Annotated in this window: 16 protein-coding genes; 10 read left to right on the forward strand and 6 right to left on the reverse strand. The window is 71.7% G+C overall.

What is annotated here, in order from left to right; all coding sequences use genetic code 11:
- The gene (locus AB0A65_RS17025) at positions 1-2730 is read right to left on the reverse strand and encodes a beta-L-arabinofuranosidase domain-containing protein (RefSeq protein ID WP_359952200.1); all 2730 of its coding nucleotides are present in this window, start codon (positions 2728-2730) and stop codon (positions 1-3) included.
- A 192-nt stretch (positions 2731-2922) separates the two neighbouring features.
- On the opposite strand from AB0A65_RS17025, the gene AB0A65_RS17030 reads away from it, so the two are divergent.
- Positions 2923-3240, forward strand: coding sequence for a DUF2218 domain-containing protein (locus tag AB0A65_RS17030; RefSeq protein WP_359952201.1), 318 nt, complete (start codon positions 2923-2925; stop codon positions 3238-3240).
- A 63-nt stretch (positions 3241-3303) separates the two neighbouring features.
- On the forward strand, positions 3304-4143 hold the full coding sequence (locus AB0A65_RS17035; RefSeq protein WP_359952202.1) for a deoxyribonuclease IV: 840 nt from the start codon (positions 3304-3306) through the stop codon (positions 4141-4143).
- Here AB0A65_RS17035 and AB0A65_RS17040 read toward each other — a convergent pair.
- On the reverse strand, positions 4133-4894 hold the full coding sequence (locus tag AB0A65_RS17040; RefSeq protein ID WP_359952203.1) for a sulfite exporter TauE/SafE family protein: 762 nt from the start codon (positions 4892-4894) through the stop codon (positions 4133-4135). The genes AB0A65_RS17035 and AB0A65_RS17040 overlap by 11 nt on opposite strands.
- 53 nt (positions 4895-4947) lie before the next feature.
- On the opposite strand from AB0A65_RS17040, the gene AB0A65_RS17045 reads away from it, so the two are divergent.
- The 3 genes from AB0A65_RS17045 to AB0A65_RS17055 all read left to right on the forward strand — a co-directional run bounded on the left by AB0A65_RS17045 (position 4948) and on the right by AB0A65_RS17055 (position 7269).
- Positions 4948-5460 carry a GNAT family N-acetyltransferase gene (locus AB0A65_RS17045; protein WP_359952204.1) on the forward strand — a complete coding sequence of 171 codons (513 nt, stop codon included), beginning with the start codon at positions 4948-4950 and terminating at the stop codon, positions 5458-5460.
- A 96-nt stretch (positions 5461-5556) separates the two neighbouring features.
- Positions 5557-6261 (forward strand): helix-turn-helix domain-containing protein, encoded by a 705-nt coding sequence (locus AB0A65_RS17050; RefSeq protein ID WP_359952205.1) that lies wholly within the window; start codon positions 5557-5559, stop codon positions 6259-6261.
- A 27-nt stretch (positions 6262-6288) separates the two neighbouring features.
- A complete protein-coding gene (locus AB0A65_RS17055) occupies positions 6289-7269 on the forward strand; it encodes a VOC family protein (RefSeq protein ID WP_359952206.1) in 981 nt (326 codons plus the stop codon).
- On the opposite strand, the gene AB0A65_RS17060 is transcribed toward AB0A65_RS17055, so the two are convergent.
- Positions 7266-8426: a GyrI-like domain-containing protein gene (locus tag AB0A65_RS17060; RefSeq protein ID WP_359952207.1), complete on the reverse strand. Its 1161-nt coding sequence runs from the start codon at positions 8424-8426 to the stop codon at positions 7266-7268. The genes AB0A65_RS17055 and AB0A65_RS17060 overlap by 4 nt on opposite strands.
- 86 nt (positions 8427-8512) lie before the next feature.
- Here AB0A65_RS17060 and AB0A65_RS17065 point away from each other — a divergent pair, with 86 nt between their 5' ends.
- Positions 8513-8992: a hypothetical protein gene (locus tag AB0A65_RS17065; RefSeq protein ID WP_359952208.1), complete on the forward strand. Its 480-nt coding sequence runs from the start codon at positions 8513-8515 to the stop codon at positions 8990-8992.
- Between the two features lie 55 nt (positions 8993-9047).
- Positions 9048-9569 carry a GNAT family protein gene (locus AB0A65_RS17070; RefSeq protein ID WP_359952209.1) on the forward strand — a complete coding sequence of 174 codons (522 nt, stop codon included), beginning with the start codon at positions 9048-9050 and terminating at the stop codon, positions 9567-9569.
- A 41-nt stretch (positions 9570-9610) separates the two neighbouring features.
- On the opposite strand, the gene AB0A65_RS17075 is transcribed toward AB0A65_RS17070, so the two are convergent.
- The 3 genes from AB0A65_RS17075 to AB0A65_RS17085 all read right to left on the reverse strand — a co-directional run bounded on the left by AB0A65_RS17075 (position 9611) and on the right by AB0A65_RS17085 (position 13972).
- Positions 9611-10687, reverse strand: coding sequence for a 3-deoxy-7-phosphoheptulonate synthase (locus AB0A65_RS17075; RefSeq protein WP_359952210.1), 1077 nt, complete (start codon positions 10685-10687; stop codon positions 9611-9613).
- A 241-nt stretch (positions 10688-10928) separates the two neighbouring features.
- Positions 10929-12686: a glycoside hydrolase family 3 N-terminal domain-containing protein gene (locus tag AB0A65_RS17080; protein ID WP_359952211.1), complete on the reverse strand. Its 1758-nt coding sequence runs from the start codon at positions 12684-12686 to the stop codon at positions 10929-10931.
- Between the two features lie 14 nt (positions 12687-12700).
- Entirely contained in the window at positions 12701-13972 is a 1272-nt protein-coding gene (locus tag AB0A65_RS17085; protein WP_359952212.1) for an MFS transporter, read from the reverse strand.
- 171 nt (positions 13973-14143) lie between these two features.
- On the opposite strand from AB0A65_RS17085, the gene AB0A65_RS17090 reads away from it, so the two are divergent.
- The 3 genes from AB0A65_RS17090 (at position 14144) to AB0A65_RS17100 (ending at position 17472) form a co-directional block, all read left to right on the forward strand.
- On the forward strand, positions 14144-15325 hold the full coding sequence (locus AB0A65_RS17090; protein WP_359952213.1) for a TetR/AcrR family transcriptional regulator: 1182 nt from the start codon (positions 14144-14146) through the stop codon (positions 15323-15325).
- 40 nt (positions 15326-15365) lie between these two features.
- Entirely contained in the window at positions 15366-15851 is a 486-nt protein-coding gene (locus AB0A65_RS17095; RefSeq protein ID WP_359952214.1) for a DUF1801 domain-containing protein, read from the forward strand.
- 100 nt (positions 15852-15951) lie between these two features.
- The gene (locus AB0A65_RS17100) at positions 15952-17472 is read left to right on the forward strand and encodes an alpha/beta fold hydrolase (protein ID WP_359952215.1); all 1521 of its coding nucleotides are present in this window, start codon (positions 15952-15954) and stop codon (positions 17470-17472) included.
- The last annotated feature ends 127 nt before the right edge of the window (positions 17473-17599 follow it).

Consider the following 17599-nt stretch of genomic DNA (forward strand, 5'->3'; position numbering starts at 1 on the left):
CTAGATGAACCTCCAGAGGTGGTCGGCGGTGCCGTTGTCGTCCCAGAGGACGATCTGCGCGCCGGAGGCGGTCGAGGCGCCCGAGACGCCGAGGACGCGGCCGCCGTTGGCGCACTGGATGCGGAAGGCGTTCCCGCTGCCCCAGCGCAGGCGCCAGCGGTGGTCGGCGGTGCCGTTGTCGTCCCACTGCATGATGCGGGAGCCGTTGGCGGTGGCGGCGTTCTCGACGCCGAGGACCTTGGCGCTGTTGGAGTTGCGGAGCTTGAAGTAGCCGCCGGTGTCGAGGACCGCGGTCCACAGGTGGTCGGCGGTGCCGCTGTCGGCCCACTGGATCGCGAGGCCGCCGTTGGCGGTGGACATGTTCTGGACGCCGATGACCAGGCCGCTGTTGACGTTCTGGATGCGGCGGGCCCCGGCGGGGACGAAGCGCCAGCGGTTGTCGGCGGTGCCGTCGTCCGGTGCCTGCACGGCCTGGGCCCCGGCTGCGGTGGAGGCGCCGGAGATCCCGAGGAGCTTGGAGCTGTTGGAGTTGCGGAGCTTGTGGGTGCCGTCGCCCTGGTCGACGGGGGTCCAGAGGTGGTCGGCGGTGCCGTTGTCGGCCCACTGGAGGGCCGCGGCGTTGTCGGCGGTGGACATGTCCTGGATGCCGAGGACCTTGCCGCTGTTGCGGTTGCGGATCTTCAGGGCCGAGCCGGAGACGACCAGCTCCCAGAAGTGGTCGGCGGTGCTGGTGTCGTTCCACTGCACGGCGAGGCCGCCGTCCGCGGTGGACATGTCGCGCACGCCGAGGACGAGGTTCGAGTTGGCGTTGTAGAGCTTGTAGGCGGGGGCGCCGGTGCTGCCGCCGCCGGTGTTCCAGTAGACGGTGTAGTTGTGGCCGTGTGCGTCGTAGAACGGGCCCAGGTTCACGGTGGCGCCGTTGGCGGTCGCGGTGAACGCGAGCGCGGAGGTGCTGGTGCGCTGGATCGACTCGGGTTCGAGGACGGGGAGGGCGCTCAGGGCCGTGGACCCGTAGTTGCCGGAGAGGACCGTGGGGCCGAAGACCGCGGCCGCGACTTCAGCGTTGTCATTCGAGGGCTCGACGACGAGCCGCATGGGGAGCTTGAGGGTCACCGTGTCGCCGGAGGCCCAGGTGCGCGTGAGGGTCGCGTACGTGCCGGGCGTGGTGTCGATCGACTGGACCGTGCCGTTGACCGCGACCGTCGCGCCCTGCGTCCACGAGGGGATGCGCAGGCGCATCGTCCAGGAGCCGGAGGTGGAGCCGGTGACGGTGAGGGTGGTCGTGTCCGAGACCGGGTAGGTCGTGGACTGGGCGACCGTGATGCCGCGCTCGGACCAGGTGAGGGTCGAGGGCGTGAACAGGTTGACCCACAAGGTGGTCCCTGCGTACCAGTACACCGAGTCCATGAGCTTCGTGAACGTCTCCACGCCGGTGCCCTGGCAGCACCAGAACGAGTTGTAGTCGGTGGACCAGGTGCCGCCGCCCCAGGCCGGGCCGACGCCGCGGCGCCCACCGGGGTTCAGGGGCGTGAAGTACGTGATGTGGCCGTGCGCGCTGCCCGGGTCCTGCCAGCCGATGAGGTGGTTGAGGAGGGCGCGCTCGAAGAAGTCGAAGTAGGAGGCGTCCTCGGGGTCGAGCTGCCACAGTTCGCGGGTCAGCTTGAGCATGTTGTAGGAGTTGCAGCCCTCGCAGGTGTCGGTGTCCAGGTAGGACGCGATGGCGTTCGCGGGCCGGAAGTGCTCGGCCTCGGAGTTGCCGCCGATGGCGTAGGTGTGGGCGCCGGTGACGATCGACCAGAAGTTGTCCGCGATGTTGCGGTACCGGGTGGTGCCGGTGGCCTTGTACTCGCGGGCGGCGCCGATCGCCTTGGGCACCTGCGTGTTCGCGTGCAGGCCGTTCAGGGCGTCCGTGCCGCTCGCGAGCGGGTCGAAGACGGCGGCGTGGTCGAAGCGCTGGGCCGCGGTGAGCCAGCGCGCCGTGCCGGTCTGCTGGTAGAGGTCGGTGAGGACGGCGTTCATGCCGCCGAACTCGGTGCGCAGCACGGTCTGCATCTGGGTGGAGGTGAGGCGGGCCGTGCGGGTGTCGACCCATCCGGCGAGCGCGAGGAGCACATCGCGGGCTTGGGTGTTCTCGTTGAGGCGCCAGACGTCGAGGAGGCCCGCGAGGGTTTTGTGGACCACGTAGTAGGGCACGTTGCCGTTGGTGAGGGTGCCGTTCTCCAGGGCGTTGAAGTCGGATTCGGGGAAGCCGCAGAGGTAGCCGGCGCTGAAGCCGACGGCGGCGTTGTTGTTCTGGCACTTGGCGAGTTCGGCGACTATGGCGTTGGCCCGGTCGCGGCTCGTGGTGTCGCCGAGGACGGCCCAGGCCTGGGCCCAGGCGGTGAGGACGTGGCCCTGCATGTGGGTGCGGAAGGGGAAGGTGGGGGCGTCCCAGCCGCCGTTGGCGGCGGCGCCCGCGGTGGAGAGGCCGTGGTTGGCGCGGAAGTTGTAGAGGAGGCGGTCGACGCTGACGTCGCGGAGGTATGAGAGGGTGCGGTTCTGGTTGTCGAGCCAGCGCCCGGCGTTGAGCCTGACGCGCCCGAGTGCGAAGGGCTGCGTGAGGTTCCCGATGTCGGTGCGCACGGGCGCGACGGCGGCGTGGGCGGTGCCGGGGGCGGCCACGGCGGTCGCGACGGCGGCCGCGCCGGCCGCTTGGAAGAGGCGGCGTCGACTCAGAGGTGAGGACGGCATAGAGTGCTCCTATCTGGATTATGTGCACGGTCACATTGATACCAATATATTTATCGATAACACTCGTGTCAACCTGCCCCTCGCTGGATTTGTTGTCGTCATTGACAAATAGGCCCCGCGGTGATTAACCTGCGGGAGTACCCGAACGGTGACGGGGCGGGGCAACGGAGCGCAGTTCTCGGAGGGGAACGCATGATCGAGACGACCACCATCCGCGACGACCAGGGCGGCCTGCTGGTCTCCACGGCCCAGGTCGCGACCCCCAGATCGGCCAGCTACGCCGACCTGCTCGCGGAGCACCTGGGGCGCAAGGTCCCCGTCGAGCCGCTGCCCGGCGGCTACCGGCTCCACTTCGGCATCGGCGAGGGCCTCCTCAACTTCGGCCCCGAGTCCCTCTCACTCCTCGTGATCGCCGACGACGGCGCCTCCCTCTCGAACCTCCGCGACGCCCTCGCCGTCCACCTCGAACGCCTCGGCCATCGCGACAACCTCCGCGTCGTCTGGCGCTGACCGGGGATCGGCGCCGCCCGCGTCCTCCATGCGGGAGAATGCGGGTGACGAAGGGGGTCGACAGTGGCGGCTAAGAAGAGGCCGATCGGCGCGCACGTGCCGGTGGGCGGGGGCCTGGTCAAGAAGGGCCTCGCCGAGGCCGACGCGATCGGCGCCGAGGTCATCCAGATCTTCATCGGCTCCCCGCGCGGGTGGGCCCTCCCGAAGGTCGACGCCTCGGCGGCCGAGAAGTTCAGAAGCGAATGCGCCGACCGGGACCTGCCGGTCTACGTCCACGCGTCGTACCTGATCAACCTCGCGTCCCCCGACAAGGACGCGTTGGACAAGTCCGTGGAGCACCTGCGGGCGGCGCTGGCGGCGTCCGCGAAACTCGGGGCGCTCGGCGTGGTCGTCCACGCCGGCTCCTCCAAGAACGGCGACCGCGACGCCGCCCTGGGCCGCCTCGGCAGCGCGTACGCGGCCGTCATGGAGGGCGCCCCCGACTCGGTGCGGCTCCTGGTCGAGCCGACCGCGGGCGCCGCCAACTCGATGGCCTCCACGTTCGAGTCCACCGCCGAATACCTTGACGCCGTTGGCATCCCCGAGGTCGGCCTGTGCCTCGACACCTGCCATCTCCACGCCGCGGGCGAACCGCTCGCCGACGCCAAGGCCCTCGCCGCGTCCCTGCGCACCCTCACCGACGACATCGGCCCCGACCGCATCGGCCTCGTCCACTACAACGACAGCAAGGACGCCCGCGACTCCCGCCGCGACCGCCACGAGACCCTCGGCGAAGGAATCCTGGGAGACAAGGGCCTCCGCACCGCCGCCCGCACCCCCCTGCTCAAGCACATCCCCCTCGTCACCGAGACGGACACGCGCGAGCACGACGTCGCGTACGCGAAGCAGCTCGCTAGAGGATGAGGAGCGCCGCGCCGACCGCGGTCATCGCGAGCGTCGCGATCTCGAACTGGCGCTGCTCCACCCGCTTGACGACCGCGCGGCCCGCCAGCGCGCCGACCGCCACGGCCGGGAGGAGGCAGGCGGTGAGGACTAGGGTGCCCCAGTCGATGAGACCCAGGCCCACGCTGATCGGGACCTTGAAGAGGTTGATGGCGAGGAAGAACCAGGCCATCGTGCCGAGGAACTGGAGCTTCGAGAACCCGGCGAGGAACAGGTAGAGGACCATGACCGGCCCGGCGGCGTTCGCGAGCATCGTGGCCGCGCCCGCGGCGGTGCCGGTGAGGCCCGCGGCGCCGTGGCGCAGGAGCGGGGGCAGCTCGGGGGCCGCGTCCTTGTCCTTGCGCGCGAACCGCATCACGAGCTGGAGCACCAGCAGCGCGAGCAGGATCCAGCCGATGAGCGGGCGGACCGCCGCGTCGTCCGCGTAGTTGAGGATGAACGCGCCGCCGACGACCCCCACGACCGCCCAGGGCGCGAGGCGGGCGAGCATCCGCCACTCGACGTGGCGGGAGTAGTAGCGGATCGCGAACATGTCGCCGAGGATGAGCACGGTGAGGAGCGCGCCGGTCGACTCCTTCGCGGGCATCACCGCCGCGAACAGCACGATCGCGATCGAGGAGCTGCCGCTGATCCCGGCCTTCGCGAAGCCGACGAGGAGGGCGCCGACCGCGAGCGCGGTCCAGGCGAGGGCGTCGTGCGGTAGGGCGGTCACGGTTCCCGATCCTCGCATGTGCGATCATCCGGCGACCGCGAGAAAGGGACCGCATGACATTGACCACCTGGTACTTCGAGATGCGCGACCGCGCGGACCTGCACGCCGCGAAGGCCCCGGCCGAGGCCGTGTCGGTCGTGCGGGCCGAGATCCCCAGCGTCGCGTTCAGCCGGTTCCTGTACACCGCGGTCGGCGGCGACTGGAACTGGACGGACCGCCTCGCCTGGTCCGAGGACGAGTGGCGCGGCTACCTGGAGCGGCCGGGCGTGGAGACCTGGGCGGGCTACGTGCGCGGCACCCCGGTCGGCTTCGCGGAGCTCGACGGCTCGAACCCCGGTGAGGTCGAGCTCGCGTACTTCGGGCTGCTCCCCGGGTACATCGGGCGCGGCTTCGGCGGGCACCTCCTCTCGGAGGGCATCGCGCGGGCCTGGACGCTCCACGAGCGCTGGCCGTCCCTCGCGGCGCCCGTGCGGGTGTGGGGGCACACCTGCACGGACGACTCCCCTGTGGCCCTGCGCAACTACGAGTCCCGCGGCTTCCGGGTCTACCGCACCGAGGAGACCTAGCGCGGGACCCCGACCCGTCCCATGCCCGGGGGCAGCGGATCGCAATCTCGTGACCATAGGAGTATTCTGGTCATGAGTTTGACGGGAGGGGCGGCCATGGCGAAGTCACAGCGGACCGACCTGGGCAGGCGCGCGGACGCGCTGCTCGACGCGGCGGCCGGGCTGCTGCTCGCGGACGGGTCGCGCCGCATCAGGATCGAGGAGGTCGCCGCGCGGGCCGGGGTCGGCAAGGGGACCGTCTACCTGCACTGGCCGAGCCGGGACCACCTCCTCCTCGCGGTCGGCGCGCGCGAGGCCGCGGCCATGCTCGACCTGGTCGCCGCAGCCGTCGAGGCCGATCCAGTCGAGGCCGCCCCGCATCGGTACCTGCGCCGGCACTTCCTGGAGGCGGTGCGGCGGCCCGTGCTCCGACTGATCTTCGGCGCCGAGGCGGGCGAACTCGACGCGCTGGCGCGGCATCCGGCCCGCGAGCGCGTGGCCGAGGCGAAGCTCGTCGCCGGCCGCGAGTACCTGTCGGCACTCGACCGCCACCGGCTGCTGCGGCCGGGACAGGACCTCGCCGACGTCGAGTACGGCATGGAGGCGGTCGCGTACGGGTTCTTCGCCGCGGAGCCGTTCCGGCCCGGCGCGGACCCCGACTACCGCGCCGACCGGCTCGCGGAGGTGGTGCGGCGCGCGTTCGAGCCGTCCCGCGCGCCCTCGCCCGACCGCTACCGCGAGGCCGCGCCTCAGGTCGTCGCGGCCTTCACCCGCCTCGCAGTCCAGTTCCGGCACACCGCATACGGCACCGCGGCCGACTGACCGCGCCCCAGGAGAAAGGCCGCCGCCATGGCAGACGACATCACCGGCATCCACCACATCGGACTCGTCGTGCGCGACATGGAGGTGGCGCTGGAGACGTTCCGGCACCTGGGATTCCACGTCGGCGCCCCCGCGTACCCCGCGCTGCCGCCCGAGCCGGGCGCCGCACCCGAGCCGATCGGCGCGGGCAACACGCACGCCGACTTCCCGCGCAGCTTCATCGAGCTGATGGCCTTCGCGCCCAAGGACCCCGCGCGGCTGCCCGCGTCCGCGAGGCTCATCCCCCTCGACGTCCCCGAGGATCGCCTTGCGGCCACCCGCGGCGTCCTGAAGCAGACCCTCGGCGGCCTGGCGCGGCGGCTCCGCGAGGCCGAGGGCGCGCACATCCTGGTCTTCGCCACCCGCGACGCGGCCGAGACGGCCGGGCGCCTCTCGTCGGTCGGCGTCCGGAACAGCGGCGCGCTCAGCGCGCAGCGGCCCATCGCGACCGCCGAGGGCATGCGCCTCGCGGAGGTGCGGTTCCTGGAGGTCCACGACGCCGCGTCGGCGTCCTTCGGCATGGTCGCCGAGGGCCGGATCGGCGCGGCCGAAGACGCCCCGGCCGCCCTCCTCGACGCGCAGCTCGGCACCGACCACCCGAATGGCGCGATCGGCGTCGCCGAGGCGCTGGTGTGCGTCGCCGACGACCGCCGCAGGTCCACGGTGGAGCGCTACTCGCGGTACCTCGACCGCTCCCCCGCGCCGGAGGGGCCGGCGTCGGTGTTCACGGCCGGGACCGGGCGCATCGTGTTCACCTCGCCTCGCGACCTCGCCGAACGCCTCCCCGGGGCGGCCCCGCGCCTGGTCCCGGGCGTGGCCGCGTACACGGTGGCGGTCCGCGACCTCGACGCGACCGTCGAATGGCTCCGCTCCCGGGGCGTGACGGTCCGCCGCGCCGCGGACGGCCGCCCGTTCGTGGCGGCCTCGGCCGCCCACGGCGCGGCGCTCGTGTTCCAGCAGGCGGACTAGGAGCGCGGGCCCGCGGGCTTGACCGGTTGGCGCAGCACGGTCTTCAACTTGGCGGGCTCGGTGCGGCGGGGATCGCTGAGGTAGACCTCGTGGTGGTCGCCGTTGAAGGTGAGTCCGTGCTCGGGCATGAAGGCGTTGTGGAGGCGGTCGAGCGTCGGCGCCTCGTCGTCGTAGGAGCCGTGGTGGAGGATCTGGACGCTGGTGCCCTCATTGAGGGTGAGGACGCGGAGCTCCGCGAGGGCCGGGTTGTCCTTCTTCTCGGCGGCCTTGGTGGTGGCCGCTCGGACCTGGTCGTCGGTGATCCACTCGGGGAGGCTGATGATCATCGTCCAGTCCCAGTCCTCCTTGCGGCGCTCCACGAACGCCGACAGGTCCGCTGAGCGCCAGAGCCCTTCGAGGGGGCCGACGGTGAAGTCGCGGCCGTCCGCTTTGCTCGCGAACTTGAGGGTGTACGCGGTGCTGTAGAGGGCTTCGACGGCGTCGGCGTACGCGGAGTCGGCGTTCGGGTCGCCGTGGCCGTCGACCGCGAGGTAGCGCAGTTCGGGGACCTCGACGATCGCGAAGTCCTTCGCGGAGGGGGCGTAGAGGTCCTTGCGGGCCTTCTTGACGTCGTACTTCTCCATGGCGGTCTCCTGGTCGTAGGCGGTGAGAGTGGTGTCGGCCCAGGCGATCTCGGCGGCGAGCATCGCCTCGCTGTAGTCGAAGATCCCGCGGGCGGCGGTGGGAAGCGGCTCCTGGGCGGCGCGGATCGCGCGCAGTTCGGTGAGGCGTTCGCGCAGTGCGGTGCGGCGCTCGGCCAGGCCCGCGGCCACTTCCGCATCCGGAAGTGCGGGGCTGTTCGCCATCGCCACGAGCACGCGGGCGCGCACCGGGGACGGCGCCGCCAGCGCCTCCCTTGTGGCCGCGGCGCACTGCTCGCGTCCGGTCGCGGTGGCCTGGAAGGGGACCCGCGACTTGGCGGCGGCGCGCGGGCCCACCGCCTCGATGAGGCCGCGCTTGGCGAGCCTGTCGAGCACGTAGTAGATCGAGGAGAACCCGAGCGCGGTCCAGTTGCGCACGCCGCGCTCCTCGATCACGTGCTCCAGCTCGTAGCCGTGGCGCGGGTGCTCCACGAGCAGGCCGAGGATCGTCAGTTCGGCGTCGGTGAGGGCGTCCATGCCCCTATTCTAGTACTAGAATCCTGGCGCCGGAGGTGTACGGTCGCGTTCGTCATTTCCGCCCCCGACCCCTGCAAGGAGAACCCGTGTCCGGCAGGACCAAGTTCTACGGCATCATCGCGCTCATCATGGCCCCGTTCATGTTCTACGGCGGATTCACCATGACCACCTCCGACGAGGTGGACTGCGGCGGCCAGACCATGGCCGAAGGCGACATCTGCACCACGTACGACGACGGCAGCTCCACCGACCGCACCGTGGACGAGCAGCGCAGCGACAACAAGGGCACCGGCGTGATCCTCTTCGTCGTCGGCGTCGGCATGCTCGGCTTCGGCATCTTCACCGTCGTCCAGATCGCCCGCGGCCGCCAGACCGCCGCCCCCGTCATGCACCAGCCCCACCCCGGCCAGTACGCCCCGCAGCCCGGGTACCCCCAGCAGCCGCAGCCCGGCCAGTACCCGCCGCCCGGCGCCTACCCGCAGCAGCAGTACCCCCAGCCCGGCTACCCGCCCCAGCAGCAGGGCCAGTGGCCCCAGCAGCCCCCGCCCGGCTACGGCCCCCGCTAGACCCGGACGGGCCCCGGCGTCGCCCGCCGCGGGGCCGCCGGGGCATCATCTCCGGGTGACATCGATCAGACCGGTCCGCTCCGGCGACGCCCCCGCGATCGCGGAACTGCGGCGCAAGCACCGCGAATACCTGGCGCCCTGGGAGCCCGCGCGCTCCGAGGAGCACTTCACCGACGAGCACGTCGAGGCGGGCCTCGCCGCGGCGGTCGCGAACGCCGAGGCCGGGACCGGCCACACGTTCGCGATCCTGGACGAGGGCCGCCTCGTCGGGCAGGTCATGCTCAACTCGGTCATCCGCGGCGCGTTCCAGTCGTGCAGCATCGGCTACTGGGTGGCCGAGTCCGAGGCCGGGCGCGGCATCGCCACCGAGGCGGTGCGCCTCGCGAAGGCCGTCGCGTTCGGGGAACTGGGCCTGCACCGCGTCCAGGGCGAGACGCTCGTCCACAACACCGGGTCGCAGAAGGTCCTGGAGCGCAACGGGTTCGTGCGGTACGGGCTCGCCGAGCGGTACCTGAAGATCGCCGGGCGCTGGCAGGACCACGTCCTGTACCAGGTCATCGCCCCCGACGGAGAGTGAGACGGCGCGCCCGGTCCCCGGGCGCGCCGTTCTGGTGTCCGCTAGGCGCGGCGGGCGCGGACCGCGGCGGCGAGTTCGTTCAGGAGGCGCTCGGTCTCGTCCCAGCCGATGCAGGCGTCGGTGACGGACTTGCCGTAGACGAGCGTGTCGAGCGGGGCGGGCTCCTGGCGGCCCGGCTCGATGAAGCTCTCGATCATGACGCCCGCGATGCCCTTCTCGCCCTGGGCGATCCGCTCGGCGACCTCGCGCACGACCTCGGCCTGGCGGACGTGGTCCTTGCCGGAGTTCGCGTGGCTGGCGTCGACCACGAGGGACTCGGCCATGCCGTGCTTGGCGAGGAGCGCCAGCGCGTCGCTCACGTCGGCGGGCCCGTAGTTGGGGCCGCCGCGGCCGCCGCGCAGGATGATGTGGCAGTCGGGGTTGCCGCTGGTGGAGACGATGGAGGCGCGGCCGTCCTCGTCCACGCCGAAGAACGTGTGCTCCCCCGCGGCCGAGCGGCAGCCGTCGATGGCGCCGCCGAGGTCGCCGTCCGTGGAGTTCTTGAAGCCGATGGGCATCGACAGGCCCGAGGCGAGCTGGCGGTGGACCTGGGACTCGGTGGTGCGGGCGCCGATCGCGCCCCACGAGACGGCGTCGGCGATGTGCTGCGGGCTCAGCGGCTCCAGGAACTCGCAGCCGACGGGCAGGCCGGTGTCGAGCACGTCGAGGAGCACCTGGCGGGCGAGGCGCAGGCCGGTGGCGATGTCGTGGGTGCCGTTCAGGTGCGGGTCGTTGATGAGGCCCTTCCAGCCGACGGTGGTGCGGGGCTTCTCGAAGTAGACGCGCATGACGACGAGCAGGTCGTCCGCGAGCGGGGCCGCGGCGGCGGCGAGGCGGCGGGCGTAGTCCTGGGCGGCGGCCGGGTCGTGGACGGAGCAGGGGCCGACGACGAGGAGGAGCCGGTCGTCGTCGCCGGCGAGGACGTCCTTGACGGCGGCGCGGCTGTGCGAGACGAGGGCGGCGCGGTCGGGTCCCAGCGGCAGTTCGCCGCGGAGGACGGCCGGGGCGACGAGCGGCTGGAAGCCGCGGACGCGGAGGTCGCTGGTCTGCGGGGCGTCGGCGTTGGCAGGCGTGCTCATCGAGCGGAGGTCTCCTCTGGTGTGCAGAGGCGGGTGGGAGTCCACTCAGAGCTGCCCGGTGCCAGGCCCGCCTCAACGACGAACGGCAGAGACGGATGTCTCTGCCGCGTGGCTCCGGGTGTCCGTGTGGTCAGCGCAAGTGACCGCGGGCTCCACCCGGAGCCTGCGTAAAGCGCTGATACCAGCGGACGGCGGACATGCGGGAACCGTAGCACACGGTTCCCGCACGCCGCGAACTCGGCTAATACGACAGGCCGTGCCCGAACCGGAAGCGCGGGTCCTTCGTGTCGAAGGGCACATCGGGACGGCTGGCGGCGACGGCCTCGGTGCTGGACGGGACGTCGAACGGGAGCCTCCCGCGCGGTTGGTCCTTGCCGGTGAGGACGTCGAGGAGGGCCGTCGCGCTGGTGCCGTAGGTGGCGGTCAGGGCGGCGGCGGTGTCGGCGACCGGGCCGAGGACCGCGGGCCGGTCGAGGAACACGTCCACGACCGTGGGGACGGCGGCAGCGGTCTTCGCGAGGTGCGCGAGGACCTCGTCCGGGAAGTCGAGCGACCCGGCGTGGAAGAAGTTCTCGAACACGGTGCCGCGCTCCTCGAAGGGCGCCTGGAGCCGGATCACGGCCGCGTCCGCTTCCTCGGGGGCGGCGACGACGGTGCCGTACGCGGCGGCCGTCTCGGCGTCGATCCCCTCGACGTACAGCTTGAGGCCCTTGCGGAGCGGCAGCGTCCCGTCGTTGGTCAGCAGCGTGACGGAGGCGCGCTGGGCGGCCTCGCCGGCGGCGGTGAACTCGGGCGAGCCGACGACGGCCTCCGCGGCGTCCTCGTCCACGAACGGCCGGTCGAACAGGCCGAGGACGAACTTCTCGCGGAGGAGGCGGCGCGCGGAGGCGTCGAGGCGCTCCTCGCTGACTTCACCGGCTTTCACGATGTCCACCAGGAGGTCCGGGATCGCCTCGCCGCCGAACTGGTCGGCACCGGCGTCGAGGATCTTGACCATCCGCTCGCGCGGGGTGAGGTGCTCGACGCCCCAGGCGCGGGCCGGGAACGGCTGGCCCATGATCTCCGAGTCGGAGATGAGTCCCCAGTCGGTGCAGACGATCCCGTCGAAGCCGTACCGCTCGCGCAGGAGCCCGGTGATGACGGACTTGTTGAAGCCGAAGCCGACCTCCTCGTACTCGGTGCCCACGGGCATCCCGTAGTACGGCATGATCTGCGAGACCTTCGCGGCGAACGCGGCCTCGAAGGGCTCCAGGTGGGTCTCGAAGCGGCCGCCGGGGTAGACCTGCTCGCGCCCGTACTGGAAGTGCGGGTCCTCGCCGTCCTTCTGCGGGCCGCCGCCGGGGAAGTGCTTCGCCATGGCGGCCACGGAGTCCGGGCCGAGCTCGGGGCCCTGGAAGCCGCGGATGTAGGCGGCGCCGAGGCGAGAGACGGTGGCCGGGTCCTCGCCGAAGGTGTTGAGCTGGCGGGCCCAGCGCGAGTCCGTGGCGATGTCGATCTGCGGGTGCAGGGCGACGCGGATGCCCACGGCGGTGTACTCGCGGCGGGCGATGTCGCCGAACCGCTCCACCAGGCCCTCGTCGCCGAGCGCGCCGAAGCCGAGCATGTCGGGCCACTGCGAGAACGCCCCGGAGGCCAAGGCGGCCAAGGGGTTGTCGCTGAACGCGTGCCGCGGGTCGGTCGAGATGGTGACCGGGATGCCCAGGCGGGTCTTCAGGGCCGCCTCCTGGAGGCGGTTGTGCCAGCGCGCGCCCAGGCGGGCGGACGGCATGCCGCCGAGGATGTTGAAGTGGCTCATCAGGAGCCCGTGCACGTACTCCTCATTTGAAGGTCCGCCGAACATCGGGTCGGGGCCCGCGAGCTCGCCGTCCGTGCTCGGGACGATCATCGTGTGGAAGAACAGCCCGGCCTTCTCCTCCAGGGTCATCTGGGAGAGGAGGACCTCCACGCGGTCCTCCACGGGCAGCGAGGCGTCCTTGTAACGGGTGTCGATATCGGACATTGCGGTTTCCCTTCCTACTTCACGGCTTTGATGCGGTAGACCAGGACGGCGCCCGCCAGCGCGACGACCGCGCCGAACAGGTACCAGAACGGGTAGCCGCCGAGGGGCGTGGCGTTGCCGAGGGCGAGCACGGCCGGGGCGATGGCCGGGGCGATCGACTGCGGCAGGGCGTTGGCGATGTTGAGGACGCCGAGGTCCTTCGCGGTGTCGTCGGGATTGGGCAGGACCTGCGTGGCGAGGGCGAGGTCCACGGAGAAGAACGCGCCCGCGCCGAGGCCGATGACGCCCTGGGCGAGGACGACCATCCCGACGTTCGGTGCGAACGCGAGGACCACGAGGCCGACGGCCATGACGGCGCCCGCGAAGGCGACGGGGGCGCGGCGCTTGCCGAGGCGGTCGGAGACGATCCCGCCGATGGGGCTCGACAGGGCCATCATCACCATCGAGGCGACGTTCGCGAGCAGGATCGTGGAGACGGCCTCCTTCTCGCTCAGGTGGAAGCTCTCGGTGAGGTAGTACGGCAGGTAGGCGGCGATGCCGGCGTACCCGAACATGACGAGGAACTTGGTGAGCCAGGTCCAGCCGAAGTCGGGGTGCTTGACCGGGTTGAACACGAACGAACCGAGGAACTGCCCGATGGTGAGGCGCTGGGCGGGCTTCTCGGCGAGGACGCGGTCCTTGAGGGTCAGCGCGAAGAGCGTGCAGAGGACGACGGCGAGGGCGGCCGGGACGGTGAAGCGGGCGAAGTCGCCGTCGATGAAGTTCACGAGGAACGAGCCGCCGAGGATGCCGAGCGGGGTGGTGATGCCGACGATCCCGGAGGTCTTGCCGCGCCGCTCGGCGGGGACCTGGTCGGGGAGGGTGGCGTTGGCGGCGGCCATGACGGCGTTCAGGGCGGCCTGGGCGATGCACCAGCCGAGGAGCACGAGCCACACGGACTGGGCGGCGCCGATGAGCGCGAGGGCGAGGAAGCCGGTGATGACGCCGCCGACGATCCAGGGGCGGCGCATGCCGAAGCGGGAGGTGGTGCGGTCGGACAGGCGGCCGACGAGGGGGTTGGCGACGAGGGCGAAGAACGCGCCGACGCCGAGGACCAGGCCGAGGGAGGAGGCGGCCTCCTCGGGGGTGGCGGTGAGGTGCTGGACCTTGAACGCCATGGAGACCATGACCGGGGTCAGCAGCGCGACGTAGAGGCCGAAGTTGGCTCCGGCGAGCGCGAAGGGGTACGAGCGCGGTTCACGGGCGGGAGCGAGGGGCGCTTCGGCCGTAGGTGACGTCGTCGTCATCGGGGGACCTTTCTCCAGAGGGGGCTCCATCGCCCCCGCTGACAGGACTGTAGCTCGAAACCTGACCGACTGGTTAGCTTTTTGGTCTCGGAATCTCCTCAAGGACGTATAGGCTTGGCCGCGCGGTGCATCCGTGCCGCTTACGTGCAGTACCGCCCGCAAGGAGCCCGCGTGCCTGAAGTGCGCCGCTACGCCCCCGGCCTCGCCCGCCGGGAGGAGCTGCTCGACGCCGCCCGCGACCTCTTCGCCGCCGAGGGGTTCGGCGGCGTCTCCCTGCGCGGCATCGCCGCCAAGGCCGGGATCTCCCACGCCTCGCTCCTGCGCTACTTCGCGTCCAAGGACGACCTCCTGCTCGCGCTCCTCACGCGCTGGGAGGACGCCAACCAGGACTGGTACGGCGAGCACGCGGACCTGCCGCCCTCCGAGGCGGTCCCGGCGCTGGCCCGGCGGAACGCCGAGGTCACCGGGTACGTGGAGCTGTTCGCGGCCCTCACCGGGGACGCGGCCTCGGCCGGGCACCCGGCGCACGAGCACATGCGGCGCCGCTACGAGCAGCTGCGGACCATCAGCCACGGCGAGCACGCCGTGGACTCGGCGCTCATCGCCGTGTGGGACGGGCTCCAGATCATGTCCCTCTACCTCGACGGCGTGGACGTGCCGACCGAGCTCGACGCGTACTACGCGCGCCCGCAGGGGCCGGGCGGCGACCTCGCGGCCGCGGCCCCCGCCGCGGAGGCGGGGATGGTCGTGGCCGTCCAGGACGGGCCGGTCGCCGAGGAGTCCGGGTACGCGCCCGGGCGCCAGCGGCGCGCGAAGATCCTCGACTCGGCCACTGAGCTGTTCGCCGAGCGCGGGTTCTCCTCGACCTCCCTGAGCGACATCGCCTCCCGGGTCGGGTCCTCCAAGTCGACGCTGCTCCACCACTTCGGGTCCAAGGACGCGCTGCTGACCGCGGTGCTCACCCGCCGCGACGAGCGCGTCAACGACCGCATCCGGGAGCCCCTGGCGCCCAGGGCGTTCCTGCGCGAGGTCGTGGAGGGCGCGCGCGGCGACAGCGCCCGGCCCGGCCTCATCGAGCTGTACACGGTCCTGTCCGGCGAGGCGACCGCGCTCGCGCACCCCGCCCACGGGTACTTCAAGCGGCGCTTCGACTGGGTGATCGGGCACTTCGCGTCCGTGTTCGCGATGCTCCAGCGCAGCGGCCAGATCGGCGCCGACCGCGACCCGCGCCGCGAGGCCGCCTGGTTCGTCGCCCTGTGGGACGGGCTCCAGGTGCAGTGGCTGTACGACCCGGCGTCGGTGGACATCGACGCGGAACTGAAGTCCCATCTGGAGCGCCTGCTGGTCCCCTGAGTCCGTCCCGCCGCGGCGGCCCGTCGGGGACAATGCACCCATGGCGGAGGACGATTCGATGCACCGGACGGATGAGGACGTCGCGGCGTTCATCGCGGCGAGCGCCCGGGCCGAGACGCTCGCGCGTGTCGACGCGGTCCTGCGCGAGGCGATGCCGGGTGCGCCTCGCACGTTGTGGCGCGGTGTGTTCTGGGGCGGCACCGAGCAGGCGATCATCGGCTACGGCGACCTGGTGCAGCCGCGCCCGCGAGGGCGGAGCGCGGACTGGTTCCTCATCGGACTGGCCGAGCAGCAAGCGCACGTGAGCCTGTACGTCAACGCGGTCGAGGACGGCGCGTACCTTGCACGGACCTACGCGGACCGGCTCGGGCGGGTGCGCACCGGCGCTGCGAGCATCGCATTCAAGCGGATCGAGGACCTCGACCTCACCGTGCTGGCGGAGATGGCCGCGCACGCGGCCCGCTCCCTCCCCGGGGACGCGGGAGGTACCGGTGACGGAACAGGACCTGACGGACTAAAGGGATGATGGCCGGGGACCCCGGCAATTCGGTGCGTTCTTTACAATCCTGAGAGGAAACGAGCGAACCGACGCTCGCGGACTCCCTTGGATCGGAAGGACTTCCGGCTTGAGACCACTCACCCGCACCCTCGCGGCGGCCGCATCGGCCGCCGCTCTCACCCTCACCTTCCTGGCCGTCGCACCCCTGGCGGCCAACGCGAACCGCGGCGGCATCGACTGGGGCCCTTGCCCCGAGGTCGACCCGGCCGAACCCGTCGAATGCGCCACGGTCGACGTGCCGCTCGACTACTCGCGGCCCTGGCGCGGCTCGATCGAGATCGGCCTCGCCAAGCGCGAGGCCCTGAACCCCGACGAGAAGATCGGGACGATCCTCATGGACCCGGGCGGGCCGGGCGGCTCCGGCGCCGGGTCGATCATGTTCGGCAGCCCGCTCACCGGCGAGGCCGCCGAGAGGTTCGACATCGTCGGCTTCGACCCGCGCGGCGTCAACACCAGCACGCAGGTGCTGTGCAGCGAGGAGGCGCTCAACAACGTCGCGCTGCTGCCGTTCCCGGAGAGCGAGGACGACTTCGCCGCGCTCGAAGACGCCAACGCGGCCCTGACCGAGGACTGCCGCGAGCACACCGGGCGGCTGTTCGACCACGTCTCGAACCTGGAGACCGTGCAGGACATGGAGCGCATCCGGCGCGCCCTCGGCGAGGGGAAGCTGAACTACCTCGGCTACTCCTACGGGACCCTCATGGGCCAGCAGTACGCCGAGGCGTACCCGCGCAACATCCGCACGATGGTCTTGGACGGCAACATGGACCACAGCCTGGAGACCACCTGGGACTTCATGCGGACCGAGACCGCGCCCCTCGAAGCGAACTTCCTCGCCTTCGCGGAGTGGTGCGAGGCCACCGAGTCGTGCGCGCTGTACGGCGAGGACGTCGAGACCTACTACGCGGACCTCAAGGCCAAGGCGCGGGCCGGAGAGCTGACCGACCCGTACGAGGGCCTGCCGCTGACGTTCATCGGCCTCGCCGAAGGATTCACCTTCTCCGCCAACATGCCCCAGTTCTGGCCGGGCCTCGCCGAGGAGTACAGGGCCATGGGCGAGGGCACCGTCATCCCGCCGGCCTTCAGTGCGGCCCAGGAGGAGCCCGAGCTGTTCGAGAACCTCCAGTACCCGGCCTGGTGCCAGGACTACAGCATGGCCGTGGAGGACTTCGACGAGTTCCAGTCGCTCATGGGCAGGCTCGCCGAGGAGTTCCCGAACACCGAGTGGTCCCCGTACGACTCGTTCGTCCTCGCCTGCGTCGGCTCCGGCATCGAGCAGACCAACGAGCGCGAGGAGCTCGACATCCACCGGTCGGCGCCGCCGATCGTGTTCATCGGCAACCTGCACGACTACGCCACGGTCTACGAGTGGACCGAGACGGCCGTGGACCAGGCCGACGGGCACCTCATCACCTACGAGGGCTACTGGCACACCATCTACGGCGGGTACTCGCCGTGCATCGACGACTCGGTCAACGCGTACTTCGTCGACCGGACCGTCCCGGAGGAGGGCCTGAGCTGCCCGAACCTGGACTTCCCGGAGACCTCCGCGCTCTCGGCGCGGCGCACCCCGGTCGGTCCTTACTAGACGGTCGAGCCGCGGGGGGGGGGGGCGGGGGGGGCGGCGCCCGGCAGCACGGGGGGGGCGCCGGGCCCCCCGGCGGCCCCCCCCGGGCAGAACGGGGGGGGGGGGAGGCAGGGGGGGGGTGGGTGTG

Origin of the sequence: Glycomyces sp. NPDC047010 (assembly GCF_040644205.1) — a bacterium.
Taxonomy (GTDB): Bacteria; Actinomycetota; Actinomycetes; order Mycobacteriales; family Micromonosporaceae; genus Glycomyces.

Excerpts from the sequence above, each read along its gene's own strand:
- AB0A65_RS17025 (WP_359952200.1), bottom strand. The coding sequence starts at position 2,730 with ATGCCGTCCTCACCTCTGAGTCGACGCCGCCTCTTCCAAGCGGCCGGC.
- AB0A65_RS17030 (WP_359952201.1), top strand. The coding sequence starts at position 2,923 with ATGATCGAGACGACCACCATCCGCGACGACCAGGGCGGCCTGCTGGTC.
- AB0A65_RS17045 (WP_359952204.1), top strand. The coding sequence starts at position 4,948 with ATGACATTGACCACCTGGTACTTCGAGATGCGCGACCGCGCGGACCTG.
- AB0A65_RS17050 (WP_359952205.1), top strand. The coding sequence starts at position 5,557 with ATGGCGAAGTCACAGCGGACCGACCTGGGCAGGCGCGCGGACGCGCTG.
- AB0A65_RS17055 (WP_359952206.1), top strand. The coding sequence starts at position 6,289 with ATGGCAGACGACATCACCGGCATCCACCACATCGGACTCGTCGTGCGC.
- AB0A65_RS17060 (WP_359952207.1), bottom strand. The coding sequence starts at position 8,426 with ATGGACGCCCTCACCGACGCCGAACTGACGATCCTCGGCCTGCTCGTG.
- AB0A65_RS17075 (WP_359952210.1), bottom strand. The coding sequence starts at position 10,687 with ATGAGCACGCCTGCCAACGCCGACGCCCCGCAGACCAGCGACCTCCGC.
- AB0A65_RS17080 (WP_359952211.1), bottom strand. The coding sequence starts at position 12,686 with ATGTCCGATATCGACACCCGTTACAAGGACGCCTCGCTGCCCGTGGAG.
- AB0A65_RS17085 (WP_359952212.1), bottom strand. The coding sequence starts at position 13,972 with ATGACGACGACGTCACCTACGGCCGAAGCGCCCCTCGCTCCCGCCCGT.
- AB0A65_RS17095 (WP_359952214.1), top strand. The coding sequence starts at position 15,366 with ATGGCGGAGGACGATTCGATGCACCGGACGGATGAGGACGTCGCGGCG.